The organism is Arthrobacter burdickii, assembly GCF_030433645.1.
Lineage (GTDB): Bacteria > Actinomycetota > Actinomycetes > Actinomycetales > Micrococcaceae > Arthrobacter_D > Arthrobacter_D burdickii.
The window spans coordinates 296,131-320,982 of record NZ_JAROCG010000001.1; the positions used below are offsets into that span (position 1 = coordinate 296,131).

The window sequence follows — 24,852 nt, forward strand, 5'->3', positions numbered from 1 at the left end:
TCAGTCTAGGCACCCCTCGCAGCTGGGTCGGGGACAGTCCTGTCCGTTGCGCGGAGTCCCAAAGAACCGGCTACCGCGTCGTGGCAATCAGAGGGCGCGGCGTCCTCCCAGGTGCCGGGCGAAGAACCTGGCCGCGTCGTCCGCCGCGAACCGAGGGACGCCGGTGTGCCCGCCCAGATTGGCCTGCAGTGTCTTCTCCTGGGAACCGAAGGCGTCGAACAGATCGAGTGCGAGCTGCCGATCGTTTCCTTCGTCGTCCCACTGCAGCAAGATGTGCAGCGGAATCGTGATCCTGCGGGCCTCGTCGAACATGGCACGGGGAACGAAGCTCCCGGCGAAAAGACCGACGGCCACGATGCGCGGCTCCACCAGCGCCAGCCGTATGCCGATGGAAATCACCCCGCCCGAGTACCCGACCGGGCCGCTGATCTCGGGCACTGAAAGGAGTGCGTCCAGGGTCGTCTGCCATTCCGGGACCGCTTTGTCGACCAGCGGGAGAACCAACCGATCGACGATGTCGTCGACCGGTTCGCCTGCCGCCAAGGCCCGGCGCAGATCGGCACGAGCCTGCTCGGCATCAGCCGATGGAGTCCGGTCACCGCTCCAGGGAAGCTCGATGGTGGCCGCGGCAAAGCCGTTCGTCGTGGACTGCCGGGCTCGCGCCACCAGCCGGGGGTACATCCGACGGAGTTCGCCTGGATGGCCGACCAGGATCAATGGGGCCGGTGGGGATGCAGGCGTCGTCCACAGGATGCCGGGAATCTCGCCGAGGGTGAATTCGCGTTCGAGGACGCCGTCGTCGAGCCTGTTCTCAGAAGTGAAGTGCATGGTCGTGCCTTTCGGGAGTGCTGATTGAACGGCGCTCCCGGACGACCTACCGCCCGACCGTGACCCCAGGGAGGAACACCCACGTTGCAACGTTCACGGGTACCACCTCCTCGTTCTCTCGCACGGCCTGCGGAGAGAGTAGCAGTAATCCCGGCGCTGGACCCGGGAAGAGTCTCGGACGGCCAATCCGGTGGCTGGTGAGATTACGCCAGTCGCGGTGAAACCTACATCTGCATCTGTACCTGCGTGGCCAGACGCCGGAGTGCCTGCGCGTCATTCTCGGTGAAGGTCCGCGGTTGATCATCCATGAGGCAGAGGGTGCCGATGCGCCAGCCGTCCGCTGTGCAGACAGGGTGCCCGGCGTAGAAGCGGACTCTGGGCCCGCCGGAGATGAGGGGATGGTCCCGCCACTCAGGGTCGGTGCTGGCATCAGCGATGACAAGGGTACGGTCCTGCTCGATGGTCCTCGCACATAGAGAGAGGTTCCGGGGAAGGTCCTGGCCCAGGGGCCCGACGACGGATTTGATGACCTGCAGATCTTCCGTGATCAAAGTGATCGACGCCGAACTGACCCCGAAATGATCGCGGGCGTGACGGGTGATTCGATCGAAGCGTTCCTCCGCCCCGGACTCGAGCAACCGTGACTCGTACAACGCGTGCAGGCGCCAGAACTCGACATCATCCAGGTGAGGATCGCACCCAGATGGCCCCATGGCGTGGGCGGCACAAGAAGCACCGGTTCCGGAGCTGGTGCTATGGTCCCCAGCGGGTGGGGCGCTGAAGTCGTACCGGTCCGGGGAGAGGGCCAGAGGACGAAGGTACTCGCTGTACCCGGAAAGGGACGCCGCGTACTGATCACTGTAATGTGCACCATCGGCAGTGGATCCGGCGCTGTCGAGCAGTTCGTTTATGGCCTGGGCCATCAGGTCGCGCTGCGGCGCCGGGAGCATCATGATGCCGGAAAGGTACCCCTCGACCTCCAATTCATCAGCGTCCCCAGCAAGAGCGAAGAACGTCATGAAAATATCTTCCCGGTCCAGATCGGCTGCCCGCACAGTCTGGATCGCACTCCACTGCTGCACATGCTCATCCAGCACGTCTAGTCCTCCGCCGACTTCGTCCGTATATCCCTGGGTGTCCGGTGGTCTACCGGCACGGTGTCCAGTGCTGCCCGGTAGGGGACAGGAGTAGGGCGTGCCGTTCCCGACGCGTCCGGCAGCAGCGTCTTCATGCTTGCAGTGCCAGGTGCGTCATTGGCTGTCGGCGCAACCATGCGAGAGCCTCAGCCCGGTCCTCGAAGTATTCGATGGAGTACGAGGGACTATGGACCGCCTGGAAATGCGTGATAAGCACCCTCTCCACGGGGGAACGACCAACTGCTGCCACGACCGGTACGTCCCTCAACCCGGCGAGCAGCGTAAGAGCCTGCCGGGTCAGGGTGACCATGCCGTTGAAATCGACCAGCATCAAAGGGCAATCACAAGCGCGCAGCGGTTGCATGGAGTCCACAAGCGCTTGAACGTCCTCAGCGGTTACGTGAGCAGATTCCGCCCATCGCAACGTCAGCACGTCTTCCTCGGTGCACTCGAACTGAAACTTCTCAGCGGCAATCGGTGATGCAGCCATTGACCGTGCCTCACTCACCAGTTCGGAATCCAGCTCTCGTGTCCCGTTCGGGAGGTGCCGGTGCCGGTAGCACATCATGTGAACCACCGGCACCGCGGATCGGGTATTACGCCTCTCCAACCCCGACTGCTAGGGGGAACAGCGGGATGCTCCAGCATACCGGAAGGACAGACCAGTCTGTCTACCCCTAGGATTGGAAGTAGGACAGCAGCGGAGGAAGCCATGGTTACAGCGGCGACACGGCCACCCACGGATGCACGGGAGCGGATCCTCTCGACGTCCTACGACCTCTTCGTGCAGCAGGGCGTGCGGGCCGTCGGCGTGAACGAGATCATCGCTACGGCCGGTGTCGCCAAAGCGACCTTCTATCACCACTTCCCGTCCAAGGACGATCTGGTTCTGGCGTTCTTCGAACGCCGCCAGCAACTCTTCACTGTCGGCTACCTCGCCGCTGAGTGCGAGCGACGGGCCGATACTCCCCGGGGACAGTTGCTGGCGATCTTCGACATCTTCGATGAATGGTTCCACGCGCCGGACTTCGCGGGCTGCCCCTACATCCGCGCCCTGTTGGAGACTGGACCTCGTCATACCATCGGAGCTGCCGCCCTCCTCTACCTGGATGACATCCGCTCCAGCGTCGAAAAAGCCGCCACGGCAATGGGGCTGACGAACCCGGAGGACTTCTCCTACTGTTGGCTGATCCTCATGCAGGGCGCCATCGTCTCCGGAGTCGGCATCGACTCGGGCAGCAGTTCAAGAATCAAGCGGCTGGGCGAGCACCTCATCGGCCTTCACACACCTGCCGAGGCCCGAACGATCAGCTAAACCTGCGGAAGTTCCTCGAAGGCCGGCTTCGCAAACCAATACCCCTGAGACAGTCGGATACTGGCCGCCTTCAGGACCAGGAACTCTGCCTGGGCCAAGGCCTTCTGCAAGCACCGTGATGCCGAGTTCCTCGGTGATGCCCACGATGCCTGCGACGACGGCTCGGCGAGCCGGACTGGTGTCGACTCCTCGGACGAGTTTCATATCGATCTTGATCAGATCTGGCTGGACCCGTCCAGGGGAATGATCAGGTCAACCATCAGGTCTGCTGATGACGTCCCTGCAGATTGGTCACCCATCGCCGTCACCTCGATCTGATCGACGTCAGCATGGTATTCCTCCGCAGATCAGGCGTTCAAGAGCATCCGGACGGGACACCACTACTCCCCGGCCACTGTTGCCTCTACCGCTGCGACAGCATGGGCCCAGTAGCGGTACCCGAGGGACGACGGATGGAAACCGTCTTCAGCGAAGAATTCCTTTTGCCCCTCGGGAAGGCCGGCAGAGCGAACCCAGGTGACCGACCTTCTGGTTTTGCAGATTCGCCGGGACACGTCATCAAGCGCCGCTGCTTCCTCGGTCAGATAGGTGCGCAGTGCCAGAGGCAGGGACGGGAATTGGTGGAAAGGGGGAATCGCGAGAACCGTGACGTGGGCGGCTCGGTCGGCAAGTCCATCGACGATGGCGGTGAGGTCTTCGCCCCACTCTCTTGCGGTGCGCCCCGACAGGACATCATTGGCGCCCGCGAGCAACACCGCGCGGTCGAAGGAGTGCTCCACCAGGGGGAGGAGGCGATGGCGGATTCTCCGGGCAGTAGCGCCGTGTTGGCCCACCGCCTGCCAGCTGACACATCGGGCTGGTTCTCCTGAGAGTTCAGCGGCGAACGCTGCTGCGAACCCCTCCTGATGGGTAGCGACTCCACACCCCGCAGCCGTCGATTCACCAAGGACGACAAGGCGCAGGGACGGCTCGCCCTCGCGTCCCACTACCCCATGGGCTGGTCCGGCTGCCGGCGGAAGCAGTTGCATGTTTGCTCGTGCCATCCGCCCTTGGACCAGCACGAGGGGCATCAGCAGGGGGTTCATCCTGTGCCTTTCTTTATCGGTGGCCGGTCAGTGCCGCGGACATCATGCGGCGCATGATGATGTGGTGGAAGGGCCGGATGACGTTGAAGTAGATCGGCCCCGTCCAGCGGCGATAGTGAACGGCAGTGGTGAGCCGAAATGTGCGCCCGGGTTTTTCACATGTCGGAGCTACTTCGAGGATCAGATGGGCGACCAGGTGTGTGTCCTCGGCAGTGAGCACGATGTATGCATCTTCCTTGCCGGCCGAGACGGTGAAGAAGCCAACCCTGCCACCAGGGCGGAAGCTGACGTCTTCCGGCTGGAGGCCGTGGTCCGGCGGAGGCGAGGGGTGCTCGAGGCGCATGACAAAGGCAAGCCCTCCGCGGGCCAGGAACAGCAGCTTCAGCCAGGCTGGTTGCCACGACAGGGCGTTGCTGATGCCTTCGCGCAAGGACAAGGATGCGCACGCGCTCACTGCGTCCAGGTGGTTTGCTGCCCTCGTGAAGCGTTCAACCTCGGCATGCAGGGGTGCGAGTCTCACGGGCGCTCGCCGCCCAAAGGCTCGTCCTGAAATGCGGCAATGGCGCGTCGGCAAATCCTCCGCAGTTCCTCCAGGGGTAAGGGAGGAGTAACCTGCCGTCCTCCAATGATCAGCAGATACAGACTCTTGGCGCGGAAGTCCGCTTCCTGAGGATGACAACCGGCTTCACGCCAGAGGGTGCTTGCATAGTCCAGTCGGGTTCGGTCAAGCCGTTCCTGCACTTTGCTGACCTCGGGGTCCTGCGCCGCCCACGCCCGCACGGCGATCTGAAGCCCCGCCTGTGAGGAGGGTTCGATCGCCAGGTCCACGAGCCATTCAATCTTTAGGAGGGGGTCCTGGGGTTCGCGCTTCTCGACTGAGGCGATCAACGACGTCGTGCTTTCCCACTCGTAGTGGGCCAGAATCTCCTGCCGGAAGACGGCGAGGCTTTTGAAGTGGTGATAGAAGGACCCCTTGCTCAGATCCAGATTCCCGGCGAGCCGGTCAATGGTCACGTGGGAAGGCCCCTGTGCCGCCAAAACCCTCAGGGCTTCGACAATCCAGTCCTCTTTGGTTGCCATGCAGACAAGGTACCATACCATACCGTATGGTATGGACAGCTGCTCGAATGGTAGCTGCCAGCGACCTTGAAAGTTGACGCTATGACCCGAAGTTCCCGAAGTGCCGACAGTTGGCCGGCTCAACGGTCGGTGGTCATCATCGGCGCCGGTTACGCCGGCATCATGGCCGCCAACAGACTGCGCTCCTCCCTCACGGAGAAGGAAGCTGAGCAGATCAGGATTGCCATCATCAATCCGACAGGCTTGTTCGTCGAGAGAATACGGCTTCATCAGGTCGCTGCCGGCACGAGCCCGACCGCAGCCCTGCCACTGAGCGATGTCCTGCACTCCGACGTCGAACTCCTGGAAGGGAGCGCCGTTCATATCGATCCCGAAAGCCAGGTCATCACGGCCGGAACCGCGACCGGCGAACGGACGCTGCACTACGACTTCCTGATTTACTCCGTGGGAAGTCTGGCCTCCAGCACCGTTCCCGGGGCAAGCACCCATGCCCACACCATTGCTGATGCTGACGGCGCCCTTCGAGTCCGGGCCGCGATCAGGAACGCCCGGCCCGGCAAGCGCATCATCATCGTGGGAGGCGGATACACCTCCATCGAGGCAGCTTCCGAGATAGCAGAGCAACACCCGGACGCAGTCATCACCCTCCTGTGCGGCGGAGAGCTCGCGGAATCGATGACACCGCGCGCCAGGACGAGCATCCGAAAGTCACTGGAACGCCTGGGCATCGTCGTCCGATCGGGCGTACGCGTCACATCAGTGACCCAGCAGGGCGTGACCACGGATTCCGGCGAACAGATCGTTGGCGATATATGCATCTGGGCTGCCTCCTTCGCCGTTCCCCGGCTTGCGGAAGCCAGCGGACTGCCTGTCGACACCTTCGGCCGGCTCAAGGTCGATGCGTGCCTGAGGGCGTGGGGCTACCCGAACATCGTGGGTGCCGGTGATGCCACTGTTCTGCCAGGCGCCGTCGGAAGTCACCTGCGCATGGGGTGCGCGACGGCACTTCCGATGGGCGGCTTCGCGGCCAGAACAGTCCTCGCCCAGCTCAGAGGAATCGAACCGGAACCGGCGTCGATTGGATACGCCCTGCAGTGCCTCAGTCTTGGGCGGCTGGACAGCTTCATCCAGGTCGTCGGGCCTGACGACTCGCCCCGGAATCTATGGGCTCGCGGCCGTACCGGTGCGTGGATAAAAGAAGCCATTTGTCGGATGACCGTCAGCGGCCTGCAGAAAGAACGGATCCGGCCCGGAGCCTACAAAGCACCGAAAGGACCACGGGTCTCTGAAGCGCCGGACGTCTCCGCACCGACGGGAACCCACTGACGCCAGGAAACGCTGGTGAGGTTCTTCGTCAGGCCGGGGTTTCTTCGTCAGGCCGGGGTGATGTGCCGGGCGGGCACGGGGCTCGAGTAGACGACGCTGGTGGTGATGCCGCCGAGGGTGGCAAGTTTTCCGGTGATGCGCTCGAGGTCACGCATGGAGCGGGCGAGGACTTTGATGATGAAGCAGTCGGCTCCTGTGACGTGGTGCGCTTCGATGACTTCGGGCAGGGAGCCGACGAGATCGTGAAAGGGCTTGTAGTTGCCCGTGGGGTAGGCCAGCCGTACGAATGCCGTGACGTTGTATCCGAGGGCTTCGGGGTCCACGGTGATGGAGTAGCCCGTGATGACCCCGCCGTCGGTGAGCCGCCGCACGCGATCACTGGTCGCACTGGGCGAAAGGTTGATGGCGCGGGCGAGCTGGGCGACGCTCGTTCGGCCGTCCTGTTGCAGGTGCTCGATGATCGCGTGATCGGTGGTGTCCAGATCCAGCCGTGGGTTCGAGGGCATATCGAAGAATCTACCGGGGGAACGGGTCCGAGCACGCCCTTCCACCGTTGATCGGGCATTCCACCAAGGCATCGGAACCGGTTCGATTACTACATGCCTACTTCCCTCTCCGCCGCTGACTTCTTCACGGCCAAGCTCGCCTATGAAATCGACCCTGCAGACCTGGCCGCAGACCGGGCTTCCGGCCGTGCTCCACTCATCATCGACACCCGTTCGGCCGCTTCGTGGAACCAGGGCCGCATCCCCGGCGCCGTCCACATTCCCAACGCGGACCTCGAAGCACGCATAGCGGATGTCGCACCGGGGATGGACGCCGAGATTGTCGTCTACTGCTGGGGACCGGGCTGCAACGGCAGCACCCGCGGCGCATTGATTCTCGCGTTGCTGGGCTACACGAACGTGCGCGAACTCATCGGCGGGTTCGAGTACTGGACGCGCGAGGGCTTCGCGACCGTGAGCAACGACGGTCGAGGACGCCGCGCGCCGGACCCTCTCACTGCGCCCACCCCCGCTACGGCATGAGAGCGCCGGCGGGCTACCTGGACAGCACGGTGGAGTTCATCACCGCAGGAGAATGATGATCCGCACCTCTCGGCGCAGGGGTGCGAGCGTCAGGCGTTCTCTGCGACCTTGCGCCACTGCGTGGAGAACTCGTCGGCCTGGTCGGCTGACCACTGGGGCTCGAAGGTGAGGGTCGGCGTCCATCCGACGATGGCGTCCTCGAGGGCGAGCCCGGGATCAAAGGCTGTCCGGGCGAGGGCTGCCGCTCCGAGCGGGGTGGCGTGCTGGGAGGGGTAGACGTCGACGGGCATCTGCATGAGGTCCGCGACTGCCTGCATGAGGACCTTGCTCTGGGTGAGGCCTCCGTCGACGCGCAGCCGCTGCAGGGGCTTGCCGAGGTCGGTGGCCATGCACCGGGCGACTTCGGCGACCTGAGCTGCGATCCCTTCGAGGACGGCCCGGACCAAGTGCTCACTGCCCGTCGACAGGGTCATTCCTGTCAGCGCCGCTTTGGCGTCGGGACGCCACCACGGTGCAGCCAGACCTGCGAGCGCGGGCACGCACATGACGCCGTCCGAATTCGGGGCGGCGACCCGGTCGAGATCCGCGGCGCTGTCGATGAAGGTGAGCTGCTCGAGCCAGCGTACGGCGGACGCGGCCGTGTAGATCTGCCCGTCGAGGCAGTAGCTGTTCTGCCCGCCCTGCTGCCAGCCGATCGAGGAGGACAGGCCCGCAGTGGAGCGGACAGCGGTCCGTCCCGTATTGGCGAGCAGGAACGCGCCGGTGCCGAAGGTGCACTTGGCTTCTCCGACGTTCAGGCAGTTCTGGGCTACGAGGGCGGCCTGCTGGTCGACGATCAGTCCGCCGACGGCTGCACGGGCACCGAACGCCGTGGTGGTCCCTGCAAGGGAGTCGTTGGAAAGGATGGCCGGCAGCTTTTCATCGGCCATCCCGAAAAGGTCCAGCAGGTGCGGGTCCCACTCGGCGGTGTCGATGTCCATCACCAGCGAGCGGCTCGCCGTCGACGCGTCGGTGACGAATTCACCGGTGAGCTGGTGCAGCAGCCAGCTGTCCGACGTCGTGACGACACCCTCCGTGGTGATGTTGCGGCGGATCCATGCCTGCTTCGGCGCGGAGAAGTACGGGTCGAGGACCAGTCCGGTGCGCTGGGTGATGTCATCGGCTTCCTCGCGGAGCTCGGCGCAGATGCTCTCGGCGCGGCGGTCCTGCCACACGATCATGTTCGACAGGGGTTCGCCGGTCTCCGGGTCCCAGGCGAGGACGGTTTCGCCCTGGTTGGCGAGGGTGACGATGTCGACGTCGACCTTGGCGCTGTTGATCGCGTTGCGGCCGGAACGAATGACGGAATCGAGCAAAGCCTGGGGGTCCTGCTCCACTCCCCCGCCAGGCAGGTAGGTGGGGCGGACGGCGACTTCACTCAGCGCCAGGACCTTGCCTTCACCGCTGACGACGACGGCTTTGGTGCCGGATGTTCCCTGATCGATGGCCAACACGGTGGTCATGGCTGTTTTCCTCGTCTTCGAAAGAAGTGATAGGTCCACCGGCCGGGTGCTGTGGGGAGGACCCGACCGATGGAAGAATGCTGGTCGAACTAGATGGAGGCGCTGTACCGGTCAGCCGTGCGCTGCCACCAGAGGCCGCCGGCCTCGACGTTCTCGATCGGCGTGGTGGGCTTCTGCTCGGTGGTTTCGATGCCGAGCCCGGGCAGGAGGTCCGCGACGTATGCTGCGATACCCAAGGAAGCGGACAGTCCGGTCGAGCGGATAGCCGCGACGTTGATCAGGTTCTCGCATGCCGGAGAGGAGCCGATCACGTAGTTGACGTCGCGTCCTGCCGGACGGAGACCAGCGTAGGCCGCGACCGGGTCCAGGCCGCGGAGGGCGGGGAACTGCACGACAGCTTTGTCGAGGATTTCCCCGCGCGCGGTCGGGCGCACACTCCAGTCGTTCTTGTCCTCTCCGTCAACGGCGGTCGGGCCGGCGACGACCCGCCCGTCGAGGGTCGGGAACACGAGAACACCCTTGGTGCGCTTGGTTGGCACCGGCAGGATGATGTGGTCCAGGGTCTTCCGCTCGGGGAGTTCGAACACGAAGAACTCGCCCTTCCTCGGGTAGATCTCGAAGCTGTCATCGCCCACGAGGCGTGCGACGTCGTCCGCGTGAAGGCCGGCCGAGTTGATCGCGACCCTGGTGGTGACCACGCCGCCGTCGGCCAGGTGAAGAGTGAGCCCATCCGCGGACTGGTCGATGCCGGTGACGCGCGCCTGGAGTTCGATGCGACCGCCCGCTGCTTCGGCGGACCGGGCCAGCCCCAGGGTGTAGGCGACGGGATCGGTGACGGATTCTCCGGGCACCAGGAGTGCTCCGTCGGATTCGCGCAGGTGGACCTCGACGCCGTTGGCGGTCGCGTTCTCGAAGAGTGCGCGGATGACTTCATTGTCCTCGTCCCGCTGCGGCACCAGTTCGGCGCCGGCGTGCAGGACGGGAATGTTCAGTGCTTCCAGGACCTCGGGCCGCAGCTTCGCGGATCGGAGGATCAGCTCGGTCTCGAGCTGCCCTGCCGTGGAATCGAACCCGGTGTGCAGGACACCGGAGTTGGTGCCGCTGGCCGAGTACGCCAGATCGGTATCGCCCTCGAGGAGCACGGCGTCCACGCCGCGGTGGGCCAGGGTATGCAGGATTGCGGCGCCGACGACGCCACCGCCGATGACGGCGACGGATGCGTTGATGGTGCGGGAGGTCATGGGTGCTCCTTCAGGGGAAGGTCGATGGACGATCTACGGGTGCCTGGCCCCGCTCGATCACGGGGGCAGGCCTGTGCAGGATTACTTGTGGGTCGGAGGGGCGACGTCGAGGACCTTGTCGACGTCGACCATGTCGGGCATCGTCATGCCCTTCACTCCCCTGCGCACGAGCAGGTACGCGAGGTAGACGGCGCCGATGAGGATCATGAAGCCGACGTACAGACGGGGCTGTGCGAAGGAATCATCGCGGAAGATCGCCAGTTCGTAGACCAGCCACACGGCAGCCAGCACGAGGACCGGGATCTCCCACTTGCCGAGGCTGAAGCCCTGGCTTGCGGGCAGTGAACGGCGCTTGACCGCGTACATGAGGATGGTGCCCGCGTAGATCATGGCGGGCAGGAGGGTCGCGGCGGAGAACAGGACGAACAGGGCGTCGCTGGACTGGGCGAAGATCGCAAGGATCACCTGGGTCACGACGAACACGAAGACCGAGGACGCCACCGGCGTCCCCCGGGATGCGTTGACCTTGCGCAGCAGCTGCCAGCCCGGGAACCGCTCGTCGCGGGACATCGCCCACACCAGGCGGGTGCCGCTGAGGGTGATGACCAGACCGCAGGAGAAGATCGACACGACGACCAGGACGAGCAGGATCTTTCCGACCACGGGCCCGAGGACCGACGTGATGACGGCGGCTACCGGGGTCGCCGATGCCGCGAGCTCTGCTGTGTCCCCGGCCAGGGCCGTGATCGCGATGAGGAAGAGCATGCCCAGCACGCCCAGGGACAGGACGGCCTGGATCATGGCCTTCGGGATCACACGGGCTGGGTCCTTGGTCTCCTCAGCGAGGTTCGCCGCGGACTCGAAGCCGACGATGGTGAACGCGCCCAGCAGGAAGGCCAGCGGGAATGGGCCCACATCGCTCAGGCCGCCGAAGTCCCAGTAGTCCGTACTGGGCAGCGGTGCGGTCGCGAAGAGGTTCGCGAAGTCCAGGCGGCCGGCGATGCCGCCGACGACGAACAGGAGAACGGTCAGGCCGATCATGCCGATGATCTGGATCGTCACCGCGACAGCGTTGACCTTGTTCGTGGCCCGGGTGGAAAGGGCGACGAGGATGGCCTGCAGCAGCATCACGACCGCTGTGATCACCCAGTTGTTCTGCGGGGTGCTCGTGTAGCCGAAGAGTTCGGGGAGGATCGTGGCCGCGATCGTGTAGTCGACGGCGACAACGACGATGATCAGGAACGCGAACGAGATCCAGCCCATCAGCCAACCCAGGATCGGGTTCGCCAGGCGGGATACCCACTGGTAGGCGTAGCCGCTGATGGGCATGCGGGCTGCGAGGGCTCCGAAGATCGCAGCGACGGCGAGCTGGCCGACGACGGCGATGGGCCAGGCCCAGATACCGCGGGCACCTGAGGTGTTGAGCACGGCACCGTAGGTGGTGAAGATGCCGGTGGCGATGGAGACGAAGCCGAAGGCTACGGAGAACGAGGCATACCAACCGAGTTCTCGCTTCATGCCGCTGGCCTGAGCGGTAGCTACAGCGCTGTGGGGAGTTTCCATGGGACGTCCTTCATTGGCCGTTGTGGGAATGTTGGTATATACCAAGTTCGAGGCTAGGTGTGATCCAGATAACCTGTCAAGGTGTTGATGCAAGAGGATGAGGAACGATCGATGACGACCACGACTGATACGCCCGCCTACATACGCATCGCAGCGGCGCTCCGGGAGAGAATCAGCAACGGCGACCTCCCCCCCAGGTCAGCCCTTCCACCGGAACGTGAGCTGTGCCTGGAGTACGGGGTGAGCCGCATGACGGCGCGCAAGGCCTTCGGCGTCCTCGAAAGCGAAGGCCTGGTGTACAAGAACGCGACGAGGGGCACCTTTGTCGCCGAACCGCGGGTGGAACTGCGACTCGGCAGCTTCTCGCAGGAAGTCACCCGGTCCGGCCACCAGCCAGGCGCCGAACTGCTGTGGGCCGAGGAGCAGTTGGCGGCTCCCGTCGTTGCCCACGCACTAGGACTCGACGCCGGTGCACCCGTTCACGCGCTTCGCCGGCTACGGCGCTCTGACGGCGAACCCTTGGCACTCGAAACCACCTACTACCCGGCAGAGCTCACTCCCGGCCTCCTCTCCGGCAACCTCGCCGGATCACTGTGGGATGAGCTGAAGGACCGCTACGACATCACACCCGGCCGCACCGTCGCCAACCTCGAGGTCGTCGTCCTCGACGAGGTGGCCAGTCGCCGCCTGGCAACCCGGCCGGCAGCAGCCGGCATGCAGCTCATTCGCAGGACCTACGACACCAGCGGACGCTGCTTCGAATACGCCAGCGACCTCTACCGGGCCGACCGCATCTCCCTCGTCATCGAACGGTCCGTCAACGAATAGAGAAAGCCGGACGTCATTCCCAGTGCTGTTCAGCCGCTCCCGAAAGGGTAAGCGCCACCGCCGAGGCCGCTCGCCCGATCGGCGACGTCATTGAGCGCATCTGGCGATCAGTGTCAGTTTGAGGGCTTATGAGAGGACCGCTGCCATCTCACCTCGACCCGGCGACCCGGCGACCCGTTACAGATGTAGGACGATCACAATCGAGGGTTGATTCTCATGGGTTAACCACTGACACTGGACAACCTTAGGGAGGTTCGGTAAACCGATCGACCTCGGGAGCAACGATGCGCAAGGACCCATTCCTTCACAGGTGGTGGCACGGCGGAGTCCGTAGGACTTCATGGCTAGGCACTCTGATGGCAGCGTTGCTGATTGGGCTGGGTGCCGTGGTGGTGCCGGTGGCAGCGTCGGCTGCTACCGGTGATGTCGGGGTTGAGGGTGCAACTGATCAGACCACGAAAAAAACCTCATGATCAGCCCATTCAGCAACCGTCGGAGGTACCTGGTGTCTGCGGCGCTCGCTGTCTTACTCCTCACCGGCTGTTCAGCCTTCAGCGACGCCGTCACCAACTTCGGCACCGGCACTTCGGCTGCACCGACGGCACCACCGACATCAGCAACCGCTCCCTCGACTCCATCGACTCCCTCGGCCGGCTCGGCCAGCTCGGCGGTGGCACCGCCACCAGCGGCAAGCGCGCCGAAGCCGGGCGATGCCGGAGTCGAGGGCCCCTCGCATGCGGGGACCCCGTCGCCGATCGGTACGAAACGGGCCACGAGTGCGTTGTGGTTCAACGACGGGTCCTGGTGGGGGAACCTGTGGGACACCGCCAGCTCCGATTTCCACATCTTCCGGTTCGATGCGGCGACGAGCTCGTGGCTCGATACGGGCGTGGTGACGGAAACGCGTGCACAAACCCATCACGACGTGCTGTGGGACGGGACGACCCTGAATGTGGCCAGCTATCGGTTCGTCAACGACGGCCTGCCGGCCGAACCGGGCTTCCCGACGGCGATGCGGCGTTACAGCTATGACTCGGAGAGGAAGACGTACTCGCTGATGGACACGACGAAAGTCAACAACGAGCGCGTCGAGGCGCTGACCATCGACAAGGACTCCACCGGTCGGGTGTGGGCCACCTGGCAGCAGGGCAACCGGATCTACCTGAATTCCACCGGCACCGATGGCAGGTACTGGGGGACGCCGTTCGCGCATCCCGCGTCATCGGGCCCTGACGGGTTGGGCAACGTGTCCGTGGATGACACCTCGGCGGTCATCGCCTTCGACGGGAACAAGGTGGGCGTGATGTGGAGCCGGCAGGTCGGCGACGCCACCGACGGCAGGTACTGGAGCTACCACGTCGATGGCGCACCGGACACCGACTGGAGCACTCCGGTGGCGGCGGTATTGGGGCGGAACAGCGCTGACGACCACATGAACCTGAAACGGCTGGGGTCCTCGGACGGCAGGGTTTTCGCCGCTGTCAAGACGTCGTACACGTCCCCGTCCGAGCCGCTGATCCAGCTGTTGGCACTGAACGGTACGACCTGGTCCGCGCGCACGATCGCGACCGTGGCGGAGTGTCCGAATCGGATGGTCGTCCTGATCGATGAGAGTACCCGGATGCTGCGGACCTTCGCCACCTACCCTCGGCCCGGTGACACGACGGACGCCGGTGTCTGCACGAGCACGGGGGGTGCGATCTACGAGAAGTCCACGCCGCTGGACGATATCGATTTCAGCACCGCCCCGAAGATCCCTCGTGTCGTGGACGCCGACCAGTTCGTCCACAACGTGACCTCGACGAAGCAGAACCTCAACAGTGCGGCGCAAGGCACAGCCGACAGTGGCCTGCTGATACTCGCCGACGTGAACGCCACAAGCCGGTACTGGCACTACTACGACCCCAGCGGCGGTAGTGGCGGCGGCGATCCGACGGATCCGCCGGGGACGCCGACGTCCGCTGCGGAGCGACCGGAGTAGCGGTGACGACTCACAAGACGGGGCCAGTTCTCGGAAGCAATGAACGCCTCGACAGTCACATGCCGGCCACGTTCACACCGACGGCGAGGGGTCGTTGGAGGGGTCCGTAATGGTTGCCGTCAGTGCAGAAACATCGAAGTAGGGACCATCGGAACTGCCCGTAGGGACAGAAGACAGCAGGATGAGACATCCCAATTGGCTCCGGCTCAGTTGCCGTCACTTCGCGGGTAGTTCGGCGAACGTGCGGAGGCGGCGGGTGACCTCGACAGGATTGTCATCTACGAGGAAGTGTGCCCCGCCGGGGAGGAACTCGACGATCAGGTCGGGTGCGTCCTCAGGTGCGACGCCGAGCGCGTCGCGTGGTAAGAGTTTGTCCTCGGCGCCGAACAATACGAGGGTAGGTGTGCGCAGAACCCGGCCACGGTAGGTCCCGCGCAGAATCTTCATGAAACCGGGGAGTATCACTTGCCGGTAGAGCTTCGATGCCGCCCGCGCCCTGGCCGGATCGCGCAACGCGGCGACGTACGCCTCGACGTCGTCGTCCCGCATTGGCTGCACCTCGAACGACCGGAGCAGCCAGTACGCAAGCCGCTGACGCCCCAGCGACAGCAACCACGGGCCCAGCCCGGGCATTGCAATCCCCCACTGAAACCACAGGTGCGGCATTGCGCGCATCATCGCGCCGGCGAGCTTCGGGGTCATGCGGATGTACGGAGCTGGCACTGCGATCGCCACGTAGCGGCTGACACGCTCGGGATGACGGAGGCACAAGTCGAAACCGATGAGTGCGCTCCAGTCGTGTGCCACGAGAACCACTCGATCGAGATCCAAGGCATCCAGCAGACCGATCACGTCCGCAACCAGGGTGTCGACGTCGTAGCCCTTCGCCGGGGCGTCCGTCTTGCCGGCGCCGCGCAGGTCGGGAGCGATCACGTAAGCACTCTGGCTAAGATCCGCCATCACTGCGACGTACTCACGCGAACTCTGAGGAAATCCGTGGAGCAACAGCACTGGAGCCCCAGACCCTGCCTCCAACACATGCACGTTGAGCTCCCCCACCGCCACCATGCGGCCCCTGACGGCCGAGGCATCCGCCTGTTCACTCATGAGCACACACTACTACTTTTATAGTGCTACGTCACTAGGGAGATAGTAGACGAGTACTATCGACAGCGTGACCACCACCCGCGAGCGCGCTCTCAACGCAGCCCTCGAGCTCGTCGGCGAGCAAGGAATCCGCGCCCTCGTCCATGCGCGCGTGGACGAGCGAGCCGGTCTGCCGAAGGGATCCACCTCGAATTGGTTCCGTACCAGAGACGCCCTCGTCGCAGGCGTCGTCGGATGGATCGCGGAGCGGGAACGCGACGACTTCTACGCTGGTGCTGCTCCGACGGTCACGACCCCTGATCAGCTGATCGATGCCTTCTCCAGCCTTATCAGCGCCGAAACATCTCTGTTCGCAGGTCGCACCAGGGCGCGATACGCCCTGTTCCTCGAGGGCGCCAACGACCCGCAGCTGCTCGAACCACTGCTTCAGCAGCGGGCGGCCTATGTCGAATGGGCGATAGCCCTCCTCGCGGGCGTCGGGGCCGCTCGGCCAGCGGATGCCGTCCGGGCACTCATGGCCGCCGCGGAGGGACTGGTCATGCATCGGCTCACGGTGGATCCCGACGCGCCGGTACGGCCGGTCGTTGAGCGCATCGTACGCGCCTGCCTCGACTGACAGGTTCCAATCGGACAACCAGAGGGACGGGATGAGGCATCTCGGGTACTCCAGGGTCAGCACATCGAGCCACGACGCACAGTTGCAGTTCGACGCATTGGCCGCTGCCGGCGTCGAGCATCAGGCCTGGACGAGTGGGAGGCAGACACGGAACACCGTCCTGCCGGGAACTGATTCGAGGTCGATCGTCCCGCCGTGCCGTTCGACGACGATTCTCCGGGCGATATCCAAACCAAGCCCGGTCCCTCTACCGACGTCCTTCGTTGTGTAGAACGCCTCGAAAGCCCGCTTCGCGACCGGTGGTGCAAGGCCCGGACCCGTGTCACCGATTTCTACCGTCACGTTGGCTCCGTCGCTGAGGGTAGCTACTCTCAGGGTGCCGACGCCATTCATTGCGTCCACGGCGTTGTCGATGAGATTGGTCCACACCTGGTTCAACTCGCCCGGGTAGGCATCGATGGAGGGGAGGTTGTCGCTGTACTCGCGCACTATCTCCACCCCGCCGCGAAGCTTGTGCCCGAGCATGACAAGCGTGCTTTCGAGGCCTTCAACCACATCGGTGTTCTGGCGGGATCCCCTGTCCATCTGGGAATAGGACTTCACTGCTGCGACGAGCTCGGAGACCCGCCGTGTCGACTCCCTTACTTCGGAGAGCAGCTTTTCCATGGACAGGGCAGCGGTTACCCACTCCAACGCCGGATCCAAGGCGGGCCCGTTGAATAACGACTCGGCACGGTTGCACCATTCCAGGTCCGCGCCGGCAGCGGCGAGTGTCGGGCCGATAATCCAATCCCGTTCGACGTTCCGCTCGGACAGCCAATCGGTCAGGAGATCCTCCAGATCTGCAAGTGCGAGAGTATCCGGAACCGACGCCGTCGTCGTGAGGTCTGCGCGCAAAGCCTCCAGCCCGGCGAACTGGGCAGGAGTGATGCCGGTGCGGGAGAGGCGACCTACGGATGCGAGCAGCATCTGCGAGGCGTCTTCCAGGGCGTCCACCGCGCGGCTTGCCGCCGCGGCCGGGTTGTTGATTTCGTGGGCCAGGCCGGCCGAGAGCGTGCCGAGCGTCGCCAGCGCCTCTCGCTGACGAATGGTTGATTCGACCCGGCGTACCGTCCCGTACAAGCCCTCGATGAAGTGCACGCCAAAGGGGAACCACTCGGCGTATAGCCTTCGCAGGGCCGTGGCTGGGACCCGGAGTAGCCGTCCTTCCTCGCTTCCCCGCCCGGTGGCCAGGTAGACACTGCTTTCATCCCAGGCACGGAAGCCGCCGGCCCATCGTCCAGGCACGTCCATCATCCCGACGACGGTGTCTTCACGTCCGATGTGGCGAAGCAGCTGAAGGGCTCCGTCGACGAGTACCCACCAGGAGTCCGCTGGTTCGCCCTCGTTCCAGAGGGTGACGCCGGGTTCGATGAGGACCTCGGTGCCCGTTTCGACGAGGTCGGCAAGTTGCTGGTCGCTGAGGCCCTTGAAAAGGCTGATCCCCCGGAGTTCGGCCGCGTGCATCAGACTGTTCCCAGGTAGCGGTGCACGAGATAGACAGCCATCGCGCCCTCACCCACCGCTGATGCCACTCGCTTCATCGAGTCGAGCCGGACATCACCGGCGGCAAAGACACCGGGCACGCTCGTCTCCAGGGCGAATGGTCCGCGTGTCAGTGGCCACGGCATGGAATTAGCGGGATTCGCCAGGTCGTGACCGGTGACGATGAAACCGAACTTGTCGCGAACAATCTCCTCACCCAGCCAGTCGGTTCGAGGCGAAGCACCGATGAAGATGAAGAGCCAGCTGGCCGCCACCTCCTCGGTCAGTCCGGTGTCCCGGTCGGCGAGTTCCAGGGATTCGAGGTGTGAGTCTCCGCGGGCGGCTACGACTTCGCTCCGGTAGCGGACTTCTATTACCGGTGAAGCGAGGATCCGCTGCACGAGGTACTCGGACATAGTGGTCTCGAGCGTGCCTGACCGCACGAGAAGTACCACCCGCTTTGCAAAACGTGAGAAGTTGATCGCGGCCTGGCCGGCAGAGTTGGCGGCTCCGACGATGTAGACATCCTCACCCGCGCACTGGTTGGCCTCGCTGGCGTTGGCACCGTAGTAGATCCCCCGACCGCTGAAAGTATCGATGCCGTCAGCCTCCAACCTCCGGTAGGAGACACCGGTGGCGATAATGACCGCCCGTGCCTCCAATTCCCCCGAGCCCAGCAGCACCGCCCGCGCCTGCCCGCGCGATTCGAGGCCCACGACGTCATTCGCGAGTACCACTTCCGCACCGAAGCGTGACACCTGCGCCATGGCACGCTGCGTCAGATCGGAGCCGCTCAGGCCCTTCGGGAAGCCGAGATAGTTCTCAATAGCGGCGCTCTGGCCTGCCTGTCCGCCCGGGGCCTCGCGCTCGACGACGACGGTGCTGAGCCCCTCAGACGCTGCGTAAACGGCCGCGGCCATACCCGCCGGTCCACCTCCAACTATGCAGACATCGTAGAGAGGCCGCTCAGCAACCGTGCGCAGGCCCAGGGCGGAAGCCAGATCAAAGGTCGATGGAGAAGAGAGCACTGAGCCATCGGTCAGGACAACCAACGGCATATCCGCCGTGCTCGCTCCCGCAAGATCCAGCAGACGCACCGCCTCAGCGTCCCTTTCGATGTCGTGCCAGCGGTATGGCACATGATTGCGGGCCAGGAATGTCTTGATCTCGTGGCTACGGTCCGACCAGCGGGCACCGATCACCCGCACGTCGGATGTGTGATCGGGATTAGCCCGACGCCAGTCATCGAGCAGGTCATCCACCACCGGGTACAACCGCTCAGCGGGCGGATCCCAGGGTTTGAGCAGGTAGTGATCAAGCCCGATGTCGTTGATCGCCTTGATTGCGACATCGGTGTCCGCGTACGCCGTGAGGAGAAGGAGCTTCGCCCCTGGAGCATGCGGCCGCGCGCGCTCCATCAACTCGATCCCCGTCATCTGAGGCATTCTTTGGTCCGCCGCGATCAGTGCAACCCCCTGGTCCCGCAGTGCCAGCTTCGCCAGAACTTCCATGGCTTCCGCGCCGGAGGTAGCGCGGAGAATCCTGAATTCGGACCCATATCTGTTACGAAGGTCTCGGGCAACCGCCGCGGAAACCTGCGGGTCGTCGTCGACCGTCAGAATGTTCGGCTTCGTCATGACCGGACTTCCATGGTTACAGCCATGTGGCGTGCCCCATCTGCTCGGGAGACCTAGCGTGAAGCCTAGCCAGAGCGGGTCGCTGAGTCTACGGGTCCGCCGATCGCGTCGACGAACCTAAGGGAGTGTCCCCACAAACCCCAACAGGGCAGTGGGGTCAAGAGAACTATTGGGGCGAGAACCCGCCATGCCAGAAGGTCGTCCGGCCTCGTTCTCGCTCACGGCACGCGTGTACTTCCAGCAGGATGCCGGCGTGAACTACGATCCGGCGAACGAGCTCGCCCCAGTGAGCGGCTACCCGGAGTGCTGCGCCGAGGGCACCCTCGGTGAGCTGTGCGCCACCTCCGATGAGCTATACGACTACGGCTTCGAGGACTTCGCCGGGTTCCCGAACACGCACGACGTCGGCATCGTGATTCTGGACCAATCGATCGAAATGGAAGAGTACGGCGCACTTGCCGTTGCCGGTTCGCTCGACCACCTGGCAACGCAGCGCGGTCGCCAGGACATCACGTTCAATGCGAGTGGCTACGGCCTCAGCTACAGCAGCCCCGTGGAGGTCGTCTCGTTTCGCGAGCGGCTCATGGCTCAGTCGAAGCTGACCAACTTGAACAGCGCGGTTACGGGCGGCTTCAACCTACAGACCACCGGCAATGGACAGGGCAGGGGCGGCACCTGCTCGGGAGACTCCGGCGGCCTCGTCTTCTACGGCGACTTCGAGTCCAACGTCATCGTCGCCGTCACGTCGTTCGGTCTAAACTCCTACTGCAGGGGCAATGACTTCGCGTACCGCACCGACCAGGCCGAGGTGCTTGCCTGGATCGAATTGGTCGTAGGCGAAGACGAGTTCTCACAGATCCAATTCGTGGAGCTGTGAGGCACAGCCCCACCTCGCCGATGACCATAGGGCCGGCCGGCCAGGCGCAGACGCGTCCGCCCGGCCGTCCTCCCGCGCACGTCTCGCTCGCCTTTCCTGAACCGCGTCGGGTGTAGGTGTGGACCCGCTACCCCTCTAGAGCATTCCGCATCCAGGCGCACACGATCGCGTACACGCGGACAGCTGTGAAGACTCGGTTCCTCGGGCCGCTGATCAAGATCCAGCGCGAGGGCTGGGTGTGGCTCAGCGCCGTCACGCCGGTACCCGGGGAACCGGACAACCGTCCATCGTAGATCCGTCCGTCAACGGCCTACCTGTGTTCCTACGTCAGCCGGGCGATGATCGGCTTGAGTCTCCGATAGGTGAACTGTCGTCTGTAGCGGAACCCGTCGCGGGCGGACAGATATGGCGCGTTGATTGTGACACTGACTATCGCTACAGGAAGTGGGCCTCTACGAGCGGTCAGGAGCGCTCCGCTGACGGTGTATCGGAAACCTTCGATTGTGGGACCGACTTGGACCTTGGGACATGGCGGCAACCGTAGAGAGTGACAAATCTCTGCCACTCTCTACGAATGACATACCGAGTGCATCGGATGGATGTATCTCTTCACCTCAAAGGTTCTTTATGCCTGTCGGTGATGTCCGCGCTGTGGCATCCTGACCGCTTTACTCATTACGGGATGCCTGGCGTCGACGGCGGGTAATGCTGCGACGAGGTCCAAGGCTCGGGACGAGTTGTCCGCGTCATCAACTCCTACGGGCGCCGGAGCATCGTCGCTTGGTGAGGCCGCTCAATCCCTCACTCCGGCCTCCACCCGGCCCCACTGCAGCATCGCAATCGATCCCGGCATCGCCGGATGGCCCTGGTACTGATGCTTCTTAGGGGACGTCGATGGTGAGGACGGCGGAACCGGGTCCGGGGGTGGCACCCGGTTCAGTGGCGATGACGCGGGACACGCAGCAGCACATCTTTGTGTTGGGTTCCTTCTGCCTGTCCGAGTAGAAGACATCGCGATGGTCGATCCGCCCGGTGAGCTCAAGAACTTTCACCTGGCACAGACCGCACTCGCCCTTGCGGCAATCCGACATCATGTCTACGCCCTGGCGCTGGAGGGCCTCAAGTACGGACTCGTGCATGCCGACGGAGGCTTCCACCCCTAGCCGCGGTATCCGGACGGTGAACGGTTCAGCTTGATACCAGCCGCTGTTACCGAAGGTTTCATAGCGCAGGCTTGTGGGCTCCAGCTCTCGTTCAATCCAGGCGCGGCGTACGGCGTCCATGAGCCGAATGGGTCCGCACATATAGAGCTCGGCGTTATCAGGAACCGAGCCTACGAGGGCTTGCACGTCCAGGGAAGTTCCCTCCGAATCGATATGCGCCTCAAGGTGGCCGCCGTGTATGGCTGCAAGGTCATCGAGGTAAGCCATCGATTCACGCGAACGGCCCACGTACACCAGGCGGTAGTCGGCGCCCAAGCGCCGCAGCAGTGCGGCCATGCCTGCGACCGCTGTAATCCCTATGCCTCCGGCAAGCAGCAGGTAGGACGACGCTCCGATCCGCAGAGGGAAATTCTGCAACGGCTCGGTGATCTCGAGGAGCTGTCCGGGTTGGAGTGAATGCATGAACACCGACCCTCCCCGGGAAGTCGGGGTCCTGAAGACGCTGAGGGCTAGGTGCGTGCCGTCCTCAGCAGCATCGACGACGGAGTAGGAGCGAAGGTTCGGTTCGCCGCCGATGGTTGTGCGTACGTCGACATGCTCGCCCGGCCGCACAGGGATTGGGTGCTCCGTACGCAGGACGATGCGCCGGATGTTCTCGGCGACATCGGACACGAAGTCGACGACGGCCTGCTGCCAGACGACGTGGTGGGAATCAGCCACTTGAGAGTCTCCTCCGGCTCAGGCGCTCGGCAAGGTGGCGAGCCGGCCTTCGGCTTCGAGTGCGCGCTCCAGGAGTCGCCGCACCCACAAGCCGCCCATGTCGATGTTGAGGTTGTAGAACTCGTAGTCCGGGTTGGCGTCGATGGCCGTCTGCTGCGACTGGAGCATAGCTTCGTCTTCTCCGAAGACACCATGCACCCCGTTACGCAGCTGTGTGGTGATGAGCTGGCTTTCGAGGCGGTAGTTGCGCATGAACGCCCAGAAGTAGTGGCTGGAGCGGTCGGTTTCAGGGGTGATCGTGTTCATCACATAACCGTTCACGCCACGCGAACGATCGCCCTCGGGGGCTCCTGTCCCGGCTTCGGCTACCCCGACGTCGATGCAGATGGTGGACGGAAAGTAGTAATGGATGATCTGCCAGCGGTCCACTTTGCCCTCAAAGCCCGGGAACTTGTCCCTCATGTTCTTCAACCAGAACGGCGGGGCATCGATGTTACGCATCCAACGGGTCACGGTCACGGATGTTTCGCCGTGGGTCACCTCGAACTCGGACTCGGACAGCTCCTCCTGCCCGATGGAGGAGCTGTGCACGAACTCCTCGTGGGTAAGGTCCATGAGGTTGTCGAGGACAAGCTGATAGTTGCACGGGGCGTGGATGGTTTCGCCATCTCCCGCCCACTCGGGGCTGTCCATCTGGTGCATATCGGGCAGGAGACCCGGGTCTGCCTTCGTGGGATCCCCCAGCCACACCCACACATAGCGGTACCGCTCGATCACAGGGAAGGAGGGAACGGTAGCGGAAGGGTTCAGGGTTTCCTGAGCCGGCATCGAGGTGCAACGGCCAGCGGCGTTATAGCGCAACCCGTGGTACGGGCACTGGATCTCGTCGCGACCCACGAGCTTGCCCTGCGACAACGGAGCCAGACGGTGCCAACAGGCGTCAGCCAGCGCGACAGGCCGTCCATCCGCAGTGCGGTACAGGGCCAGGGGCCGGCCGGCGATGGTGCGGGCGAGAATGCCTTTAGCAGTGAGCTCGTAGTCCCATCCCACCGCGAACCATGCGTTGAGAGGGTAGGAGAAAAGCTTTGCAGTGCTGGTGGTCTTCGTGGCCGAGACGGTCATAACGGTCCTTCATCGTTGAGTGGGCCGGGAGAACAAGAATAGCTATCAAGATAGCTATTCTGTGGTGTGTACCACACAGTACCTATCGTGATAGTGGTTGACAACTTCCACGAGATTCCGCGAGAAGTAAAGCTAGGCTGGAAAGCGACGCGCCCCCGATCTGAAGGACCTTCTTGTGAGCCTGCGCTCGGCCCTGCTGGCACTGCTGTCCTCAGGTCCACTGACGGGCTACGACGTGGCTAAGCAGTTCAGCTCTTCTGTGGGCCACGTCTGGCACGCACCCGACTCGCAGATCTACCCGGAGCTGCGCAAGATGCACGCAGAGGGCCTGCTTTCGAGTCGACCCGTGCCATGGGGTACCCGTGGGGCCACCAAAACGGAGTACACGCTCACCCCGGCAGGGGAAGAGGCTCTAAGACAGTGGCAGAGCCAGCCCTTGGCCTACGTGCAGGAACGGGACCCGGCCCGCCTCAAGGCCGCCTACTTCGAGTGGGCCCCCTCAGGGGCGGCGGCTGCGCAACTGCGAACTCACATCGCTCATTACGAGGAGCAGCGCCTTCAAACTCTTGACATGATTGACGCTCTCGAACAGCGAGCCCATCCCACTCTTGCCCGGCGTCTCACTCGGTACGTAGAAGAGGAACGAGAGCAGATTGTCCGCTTCAAGATCTACGCCTATGAAGGCCAACTCGCCCACGCTGAGCAGGAGATCGCTTGGGCGAAGCGCGGCTTGCAAATACTCGAGGAGCTGGAGAACGCAAGAAAACATGATCGGGCGAAACCAGACATCCACTCGCCCTAGATGCCCCGCCGCTGGCCGTCGAGCTTGTATAGGTGCGGGCACAAAGCACACAATAAGGATCGCCTCCGCCTGACGAGGGGCTTTCCTTTTGTGCCGCGACCCGCGGACCCTCCCCTCGCCTTCCCCGCCCGTCATCCACTGAGAACGCCCCGTGCAGCTTCCCCAGGCGGTCGTTCTACAGGGCAAGCTTGAGGGCTAGTGCGGCCGATGTTGAAAGTGTGCTGCGCATACTGGATGTACGCCTGAAAGAAGTCCCGTGATTCGTTTCGCGGGCTCCGCCGGCCACACCGACGAGCCTCGTGCACGAATGTGGGATCTCCTTCATGGGTCAAGCAGCCGGGCTATGAGGGAGAACTGATCGCGGATGGGCA

24 protein-coding genes are annotated in these 24,852 nt (G+C 63.9%); 9 read left to right on the forward strand and 15 right to left on the reverse strand.

Annotated features, from left to right (window positions below):
- Positions 1-87: 87 nt before the first annotated feature.
- From P5G52_RS01340 to P5G52_RS01350, 3 genes are all read right to left on the reverse strand, one after another.
- Positions 88-828, reverse strand: coding sequence for a dienelactone hydrolase family protein (locus P5G52_RS01340; protein ID WP_301224190.1), 741 nt, complete (start codon positions 826-828; stop codon positions 88-90).
- Between the two features lie 224 nt (positions 829-1,052).
- The gene (locus tag P5G52_RS01345) at positions 1,053-1,925 is read right to left on the reverse strand and encodes a GAF domain-containing protein (protein ID WP_301224191.1); all 873 of its coding nucleotides are present in this window, start codon (positions 1,923-1,925) and stop codon (positions 1,053-1,055) included.
- 130 nt (positions 1,926-2,055) lie between these two features.
- Entirely contained in the window at positions 2,056-2,454 is a 399-nt protein-coding gene (locus P5G52_RS01350) for a SpoIIAA family protein (RefSeq protein ID WP_301224192.1), read from the reverse strand.
- 222 nt (positions 2,455-2,676) lie between these two features.
- Between P5G52_RS01350 and P5G52_RS01355 the strand changes: the two genes are divergently transcribed.
- On the forward strand, positions 2,677-3,279 hold the full coding sequence (locus P5G52_RS01355) for a TetR/AcrR family transcriptional regulator (protein ID WP_301224193.1): 603 nt from the start codon (positions 2,677-2,679) through the stop codon (positions 3,277-3,279).
- Positions 3,280-3,659: 380 nt separating this feature from the next.
- Here P5G52_RS01355 and P5G52_RS01365 read toward each other — a convergent pair whose 3' ends face one another.
- From P5G52_RS01365 to P5G52_RS01375, 3 genes are all read right to left on the reverse strand, one after another.
- Positions 3,660-4,364, reverse strand: coding sequence for an SGNH/GDSL hydrolase family protein (locus P5G52_RS01365; protein WP_363321855.1), 705 nt, complete (start codon positions 4,362-4,364; stop codon positions 3,660-3,662).
- A gap of 13 nt (positions 4,365-4,377) precedes the next feature.
- Complete coding sequence (locus P5G52_RS01370; RefSeq protein ID WP_301224195.1) at positions 4,378-4,794, reverse strand: DUF2867 domain-containing protein; 417 nt, start codon at positions 4,792-4,794, stop codon at positions 4,378-4,380.
- 86 nt (positions 4,795-4,880) lie between these two features.
- Positions 4,881-5,444: a TetR/AcrR family transcriptional regulator gene (locus P5G52_RS01375; protein WP_301224196.1), complete on the reverse strand. Its 564-nt coding sequence runs from the start codon at positions 5,442-5,444 to the stop codon at positions 4,881-4,883.
- Positions 5,445-5,525: 81 nt separating this feature from the next.
- Here P5G52_RS01375 and P5G52_RS01380 point away from each other — a divergent pair, with 81 nt between their 5' ends.
- Complete coding sequence (locus P5G52_RS01380; protein WP_301224197.1) at positions 5,526-6,770, forward strand: NAD(P)/FAD-dependent oxidoreductase; 1,245 nt, start codon at positions 5,526-5,528, stop codon at positions 6,768-6,770.
- 47 nt (positions 6,771-6,817) lie between these two features.
- On the opposite strand, the gene P5G52_RS01385 is transcribed toward P5G52_RS01380, so the two are convergent.
- Positions 6,818-7,276 (reverse strand): Lrp/AsnC family transcriptional regulator, encoded by a 459-nt coding sequence (locus P5G52_RS01385; RefSeq protein ID WP_301224198.1) that lies wholly within the window; start codon positions 7,274-7,276, stop codon positions 6,818-6,820.
- A gap of 93 nt (positions 7,277-7,369) precedes the next feature.
- Between P5G52_RS01385 and P5G52_RS01390 the strand changes: the two genes are divergently transcribed.
- Positions 7,370-7,798 (forward strand): rhodanese-like domain-containing protein, encoded by a 429-nt coding sequence (locus P5G52_RS01390; RefSeq protein ID WP_301224199.1) that lies wholly within the window; start codon positions 7,370-7,372, stop codon positions 7,796-7,798.
- Positions 7,799-7,887: 89 nt separating this feature from the next.
- Here the strand turns inward: P5G52_RS01390 and P5G52_RS01395 are convergent, their stop codons facing one another.
- The 3 genes from P5G52_RS01395 to P5G52_RS01405 form a co-directional block, all read right to left on the reverse strand.
- Positions 7,888-9,300 carry an FGGY family carbohydrate kinase gene (locus P5G52_RS01395; RefSeq protein WP_301224200.1) on the reverse strand — a complete coding sequence of 471 codons (1,413 nt, stop codon included), beginning with the start codon at positions 9,298-9,300 and terminating at the stop codon, positions 7,888-7,890.
- Between the two features lie 89 nt (positions 9,301-9,389).
- Complete coding sequence (locus tag P5G52_RS01400) at positions 9,390-10,541, reverse strand: NAD(P)/FAD-dependent oxidoreductase (protein WP_301224201.1); 1,152 nt, start codon at positions 10,539-10,541, stop codon at positions 9,390-9,392.
- A gap of 81 nt (positions 10,542-10,622) precedes the next feature.
- Entirely contained in the window at positions 10,623-12,104 is a 1,482-nt protein-coding gene (locus P5G52_RS01405) for an APC family permease (RefSeq protein ID WP_301224202.1), read from the reverse strand.
- 111 nt (positions 12,105-12,215) lie between these two features.
- Here P5G52_RS01405 and P5G52_RS01410 point away from each other — a divergent pair, with 111 nt between their 5' ends.
- Entirely contained in the window at positions 12,216-12,932 is a 717-nt protein-coding gene (locus tag P5G52_RS01410; protein ID WP_301224203.1) for a GntR family transcriptional regulator, read from the forward strand.
- A gap of 469 nt (positions 12,933-13,401) precedes the next feature.
- A complete protein-coding gene (locus P5G52_RS01415) occupies positions 13,402-14,913 on the forward strand; it encodes a hypothetical protein (RefSeq protein WP_301224204.1) in 1,512 nt (503 codons plus the stop codon).
- Positions 14,914-15,129: 216 nt separating this feature from the next.
- Here the strand turns inward: P5G52_RS01415 and P5G52_RS01420 are convergent, their stop codons facing one another.
- Positions 15,130-16,020 (reverse strand): alpha/beta fold hydrolase, encoded by an 891-nt coding sequence (locus P5G52_RS01420; RefSeq protein WP_301224205.1) that lies wholly within the window; start codon positions 16,018-16,020, stop codon positions 15,130-15,132.
- A 67-nt stretch (positions 16,021-16,087) separates the two neighbouring features.
- On the opposite strand from P5G52_RS01420, the gene P5G52_RS01425 reads away from it, so the two are divergent.
- A complete protein-coding gene (locus tag P5G52_RS01425; RefSeq protein WP_301224206.1) occupies positions 16,088-16,636 on the forward strand; it encodes a TetR/AcrR family transcriptional regulator in 549 nt (182 codons plus the stop codon).
- 120 nt (positions 16,637-16,756) lie between these two features.
- On the opposite strand, the gene P5G52_RS01435 is transcribed toward P5G52_RS01425, so the two are convergent.
- Positions 16,757-17,932: a sensor histidine kinase gene (locus tag P5G52_RS01435; protein ID WP_301224207.1), complete on the reverse strand. Its 1,176-nt coding sequence runs from the start codon at positions 17,930-17,932 to the stop codon at positions 16,757-16,759.
- A 27-nt stretch (positions 17,933-17,959) separates the two neighbouring features.
- Here P5G52_RS01435 and P5G52_RS01440 point away from each other — a divergent pair, with 27 nt between their 5' ends.
- Positions 17,960-18,160, forward strand: coding sequence for a hypothetical protein (locus P5G52_RS01440; protein WP_301224208.1), 201 nt, complete (start codon positions 17,960-17,962; stop codon positions 18,158-18,160).
- Here P5G52_RS01440 and P5G52_RS01445 read toward each other — a convergent pair.
- Positions 18,142-19,797: an FAD-dependent oxidoreductase gene (locus tag P5G52_RS01445; RefSeq protein WP_301224209.1), complete on the reverse strand. Its 1,656-nt coding sequence runs from the start codon at positions 19,795-19,797 to the stop codon at positions 18,142-18,144. The two genes, P5G52_RS01440 and P5G52_RS01445, sit on opposite strands and share 19 nt — an antisense overlap.
- Before the next feature lie 187 nt (positions 19,798-19,984).
- On the opposite strand from P5G52_RS01445, the gene P5G52_RS01450 reads away from it, so the two are divergent.
- Entirely contained in the window at positions 19,985-20,674 is a 690-nt protein-coding gene (locus P5G52_RS01450) for a S1 family serine peptidase (RefSeq protein ID WP_301224210.1), read from the forward strand.
- 881 nt (positions 20,675-21,555) lie between these two features.
- On the opposite strand, the gene P5G52_RS01455 is transcribed toward P5G52_RS01450, so the two are convergent.
- Both P5G52_RS01455 and P5G52_RS01460 read right to left on the reverse strand, forming a co-directional pair.
- Entirely contained in the window at positions 21,556-22,557 is a 1,002-nt protein-coding gene (locus P5G52_RS01455; RefSeq protein ID WP_301224211.1) for a PDR/VanB family oxidoreductase, read from the reverse strand.
- An 18-nt stretch (positions 22,558-22,575) separates the two neighbouring features.
- The gene (locus P5G52_RS01460; RefSeq protein WP_301224212.1) at positions 22,576-23,679 is read right to left on the reverse strand and encodes an aromatic ring-hydroxylating oxygenase subunit alpha; all 1,104 of its coding nucleotides are present in this window, start codon (positions 23,677-23,679) and stop codon (positions 22,576-22,578) included.
- Positions 23,680-23,854: 175 nt separating this feature from the next.
- On the opposite strand from P5G52_RS01460, the gene P5G52_RS01465 reads away from it, so the two are divergent.
- Positions 23,855-24,481, forward strand: coding sequence for a PadR family transcriptional regulator (locus P5G52_RS01465; protein WP_301224213.1), 627 nt, complete (start codon positions 23,855-23,857; stop codon positions 24,479-24,481).
- Positions 24,482-24,852: the final 371 nt, after the last annotated feature.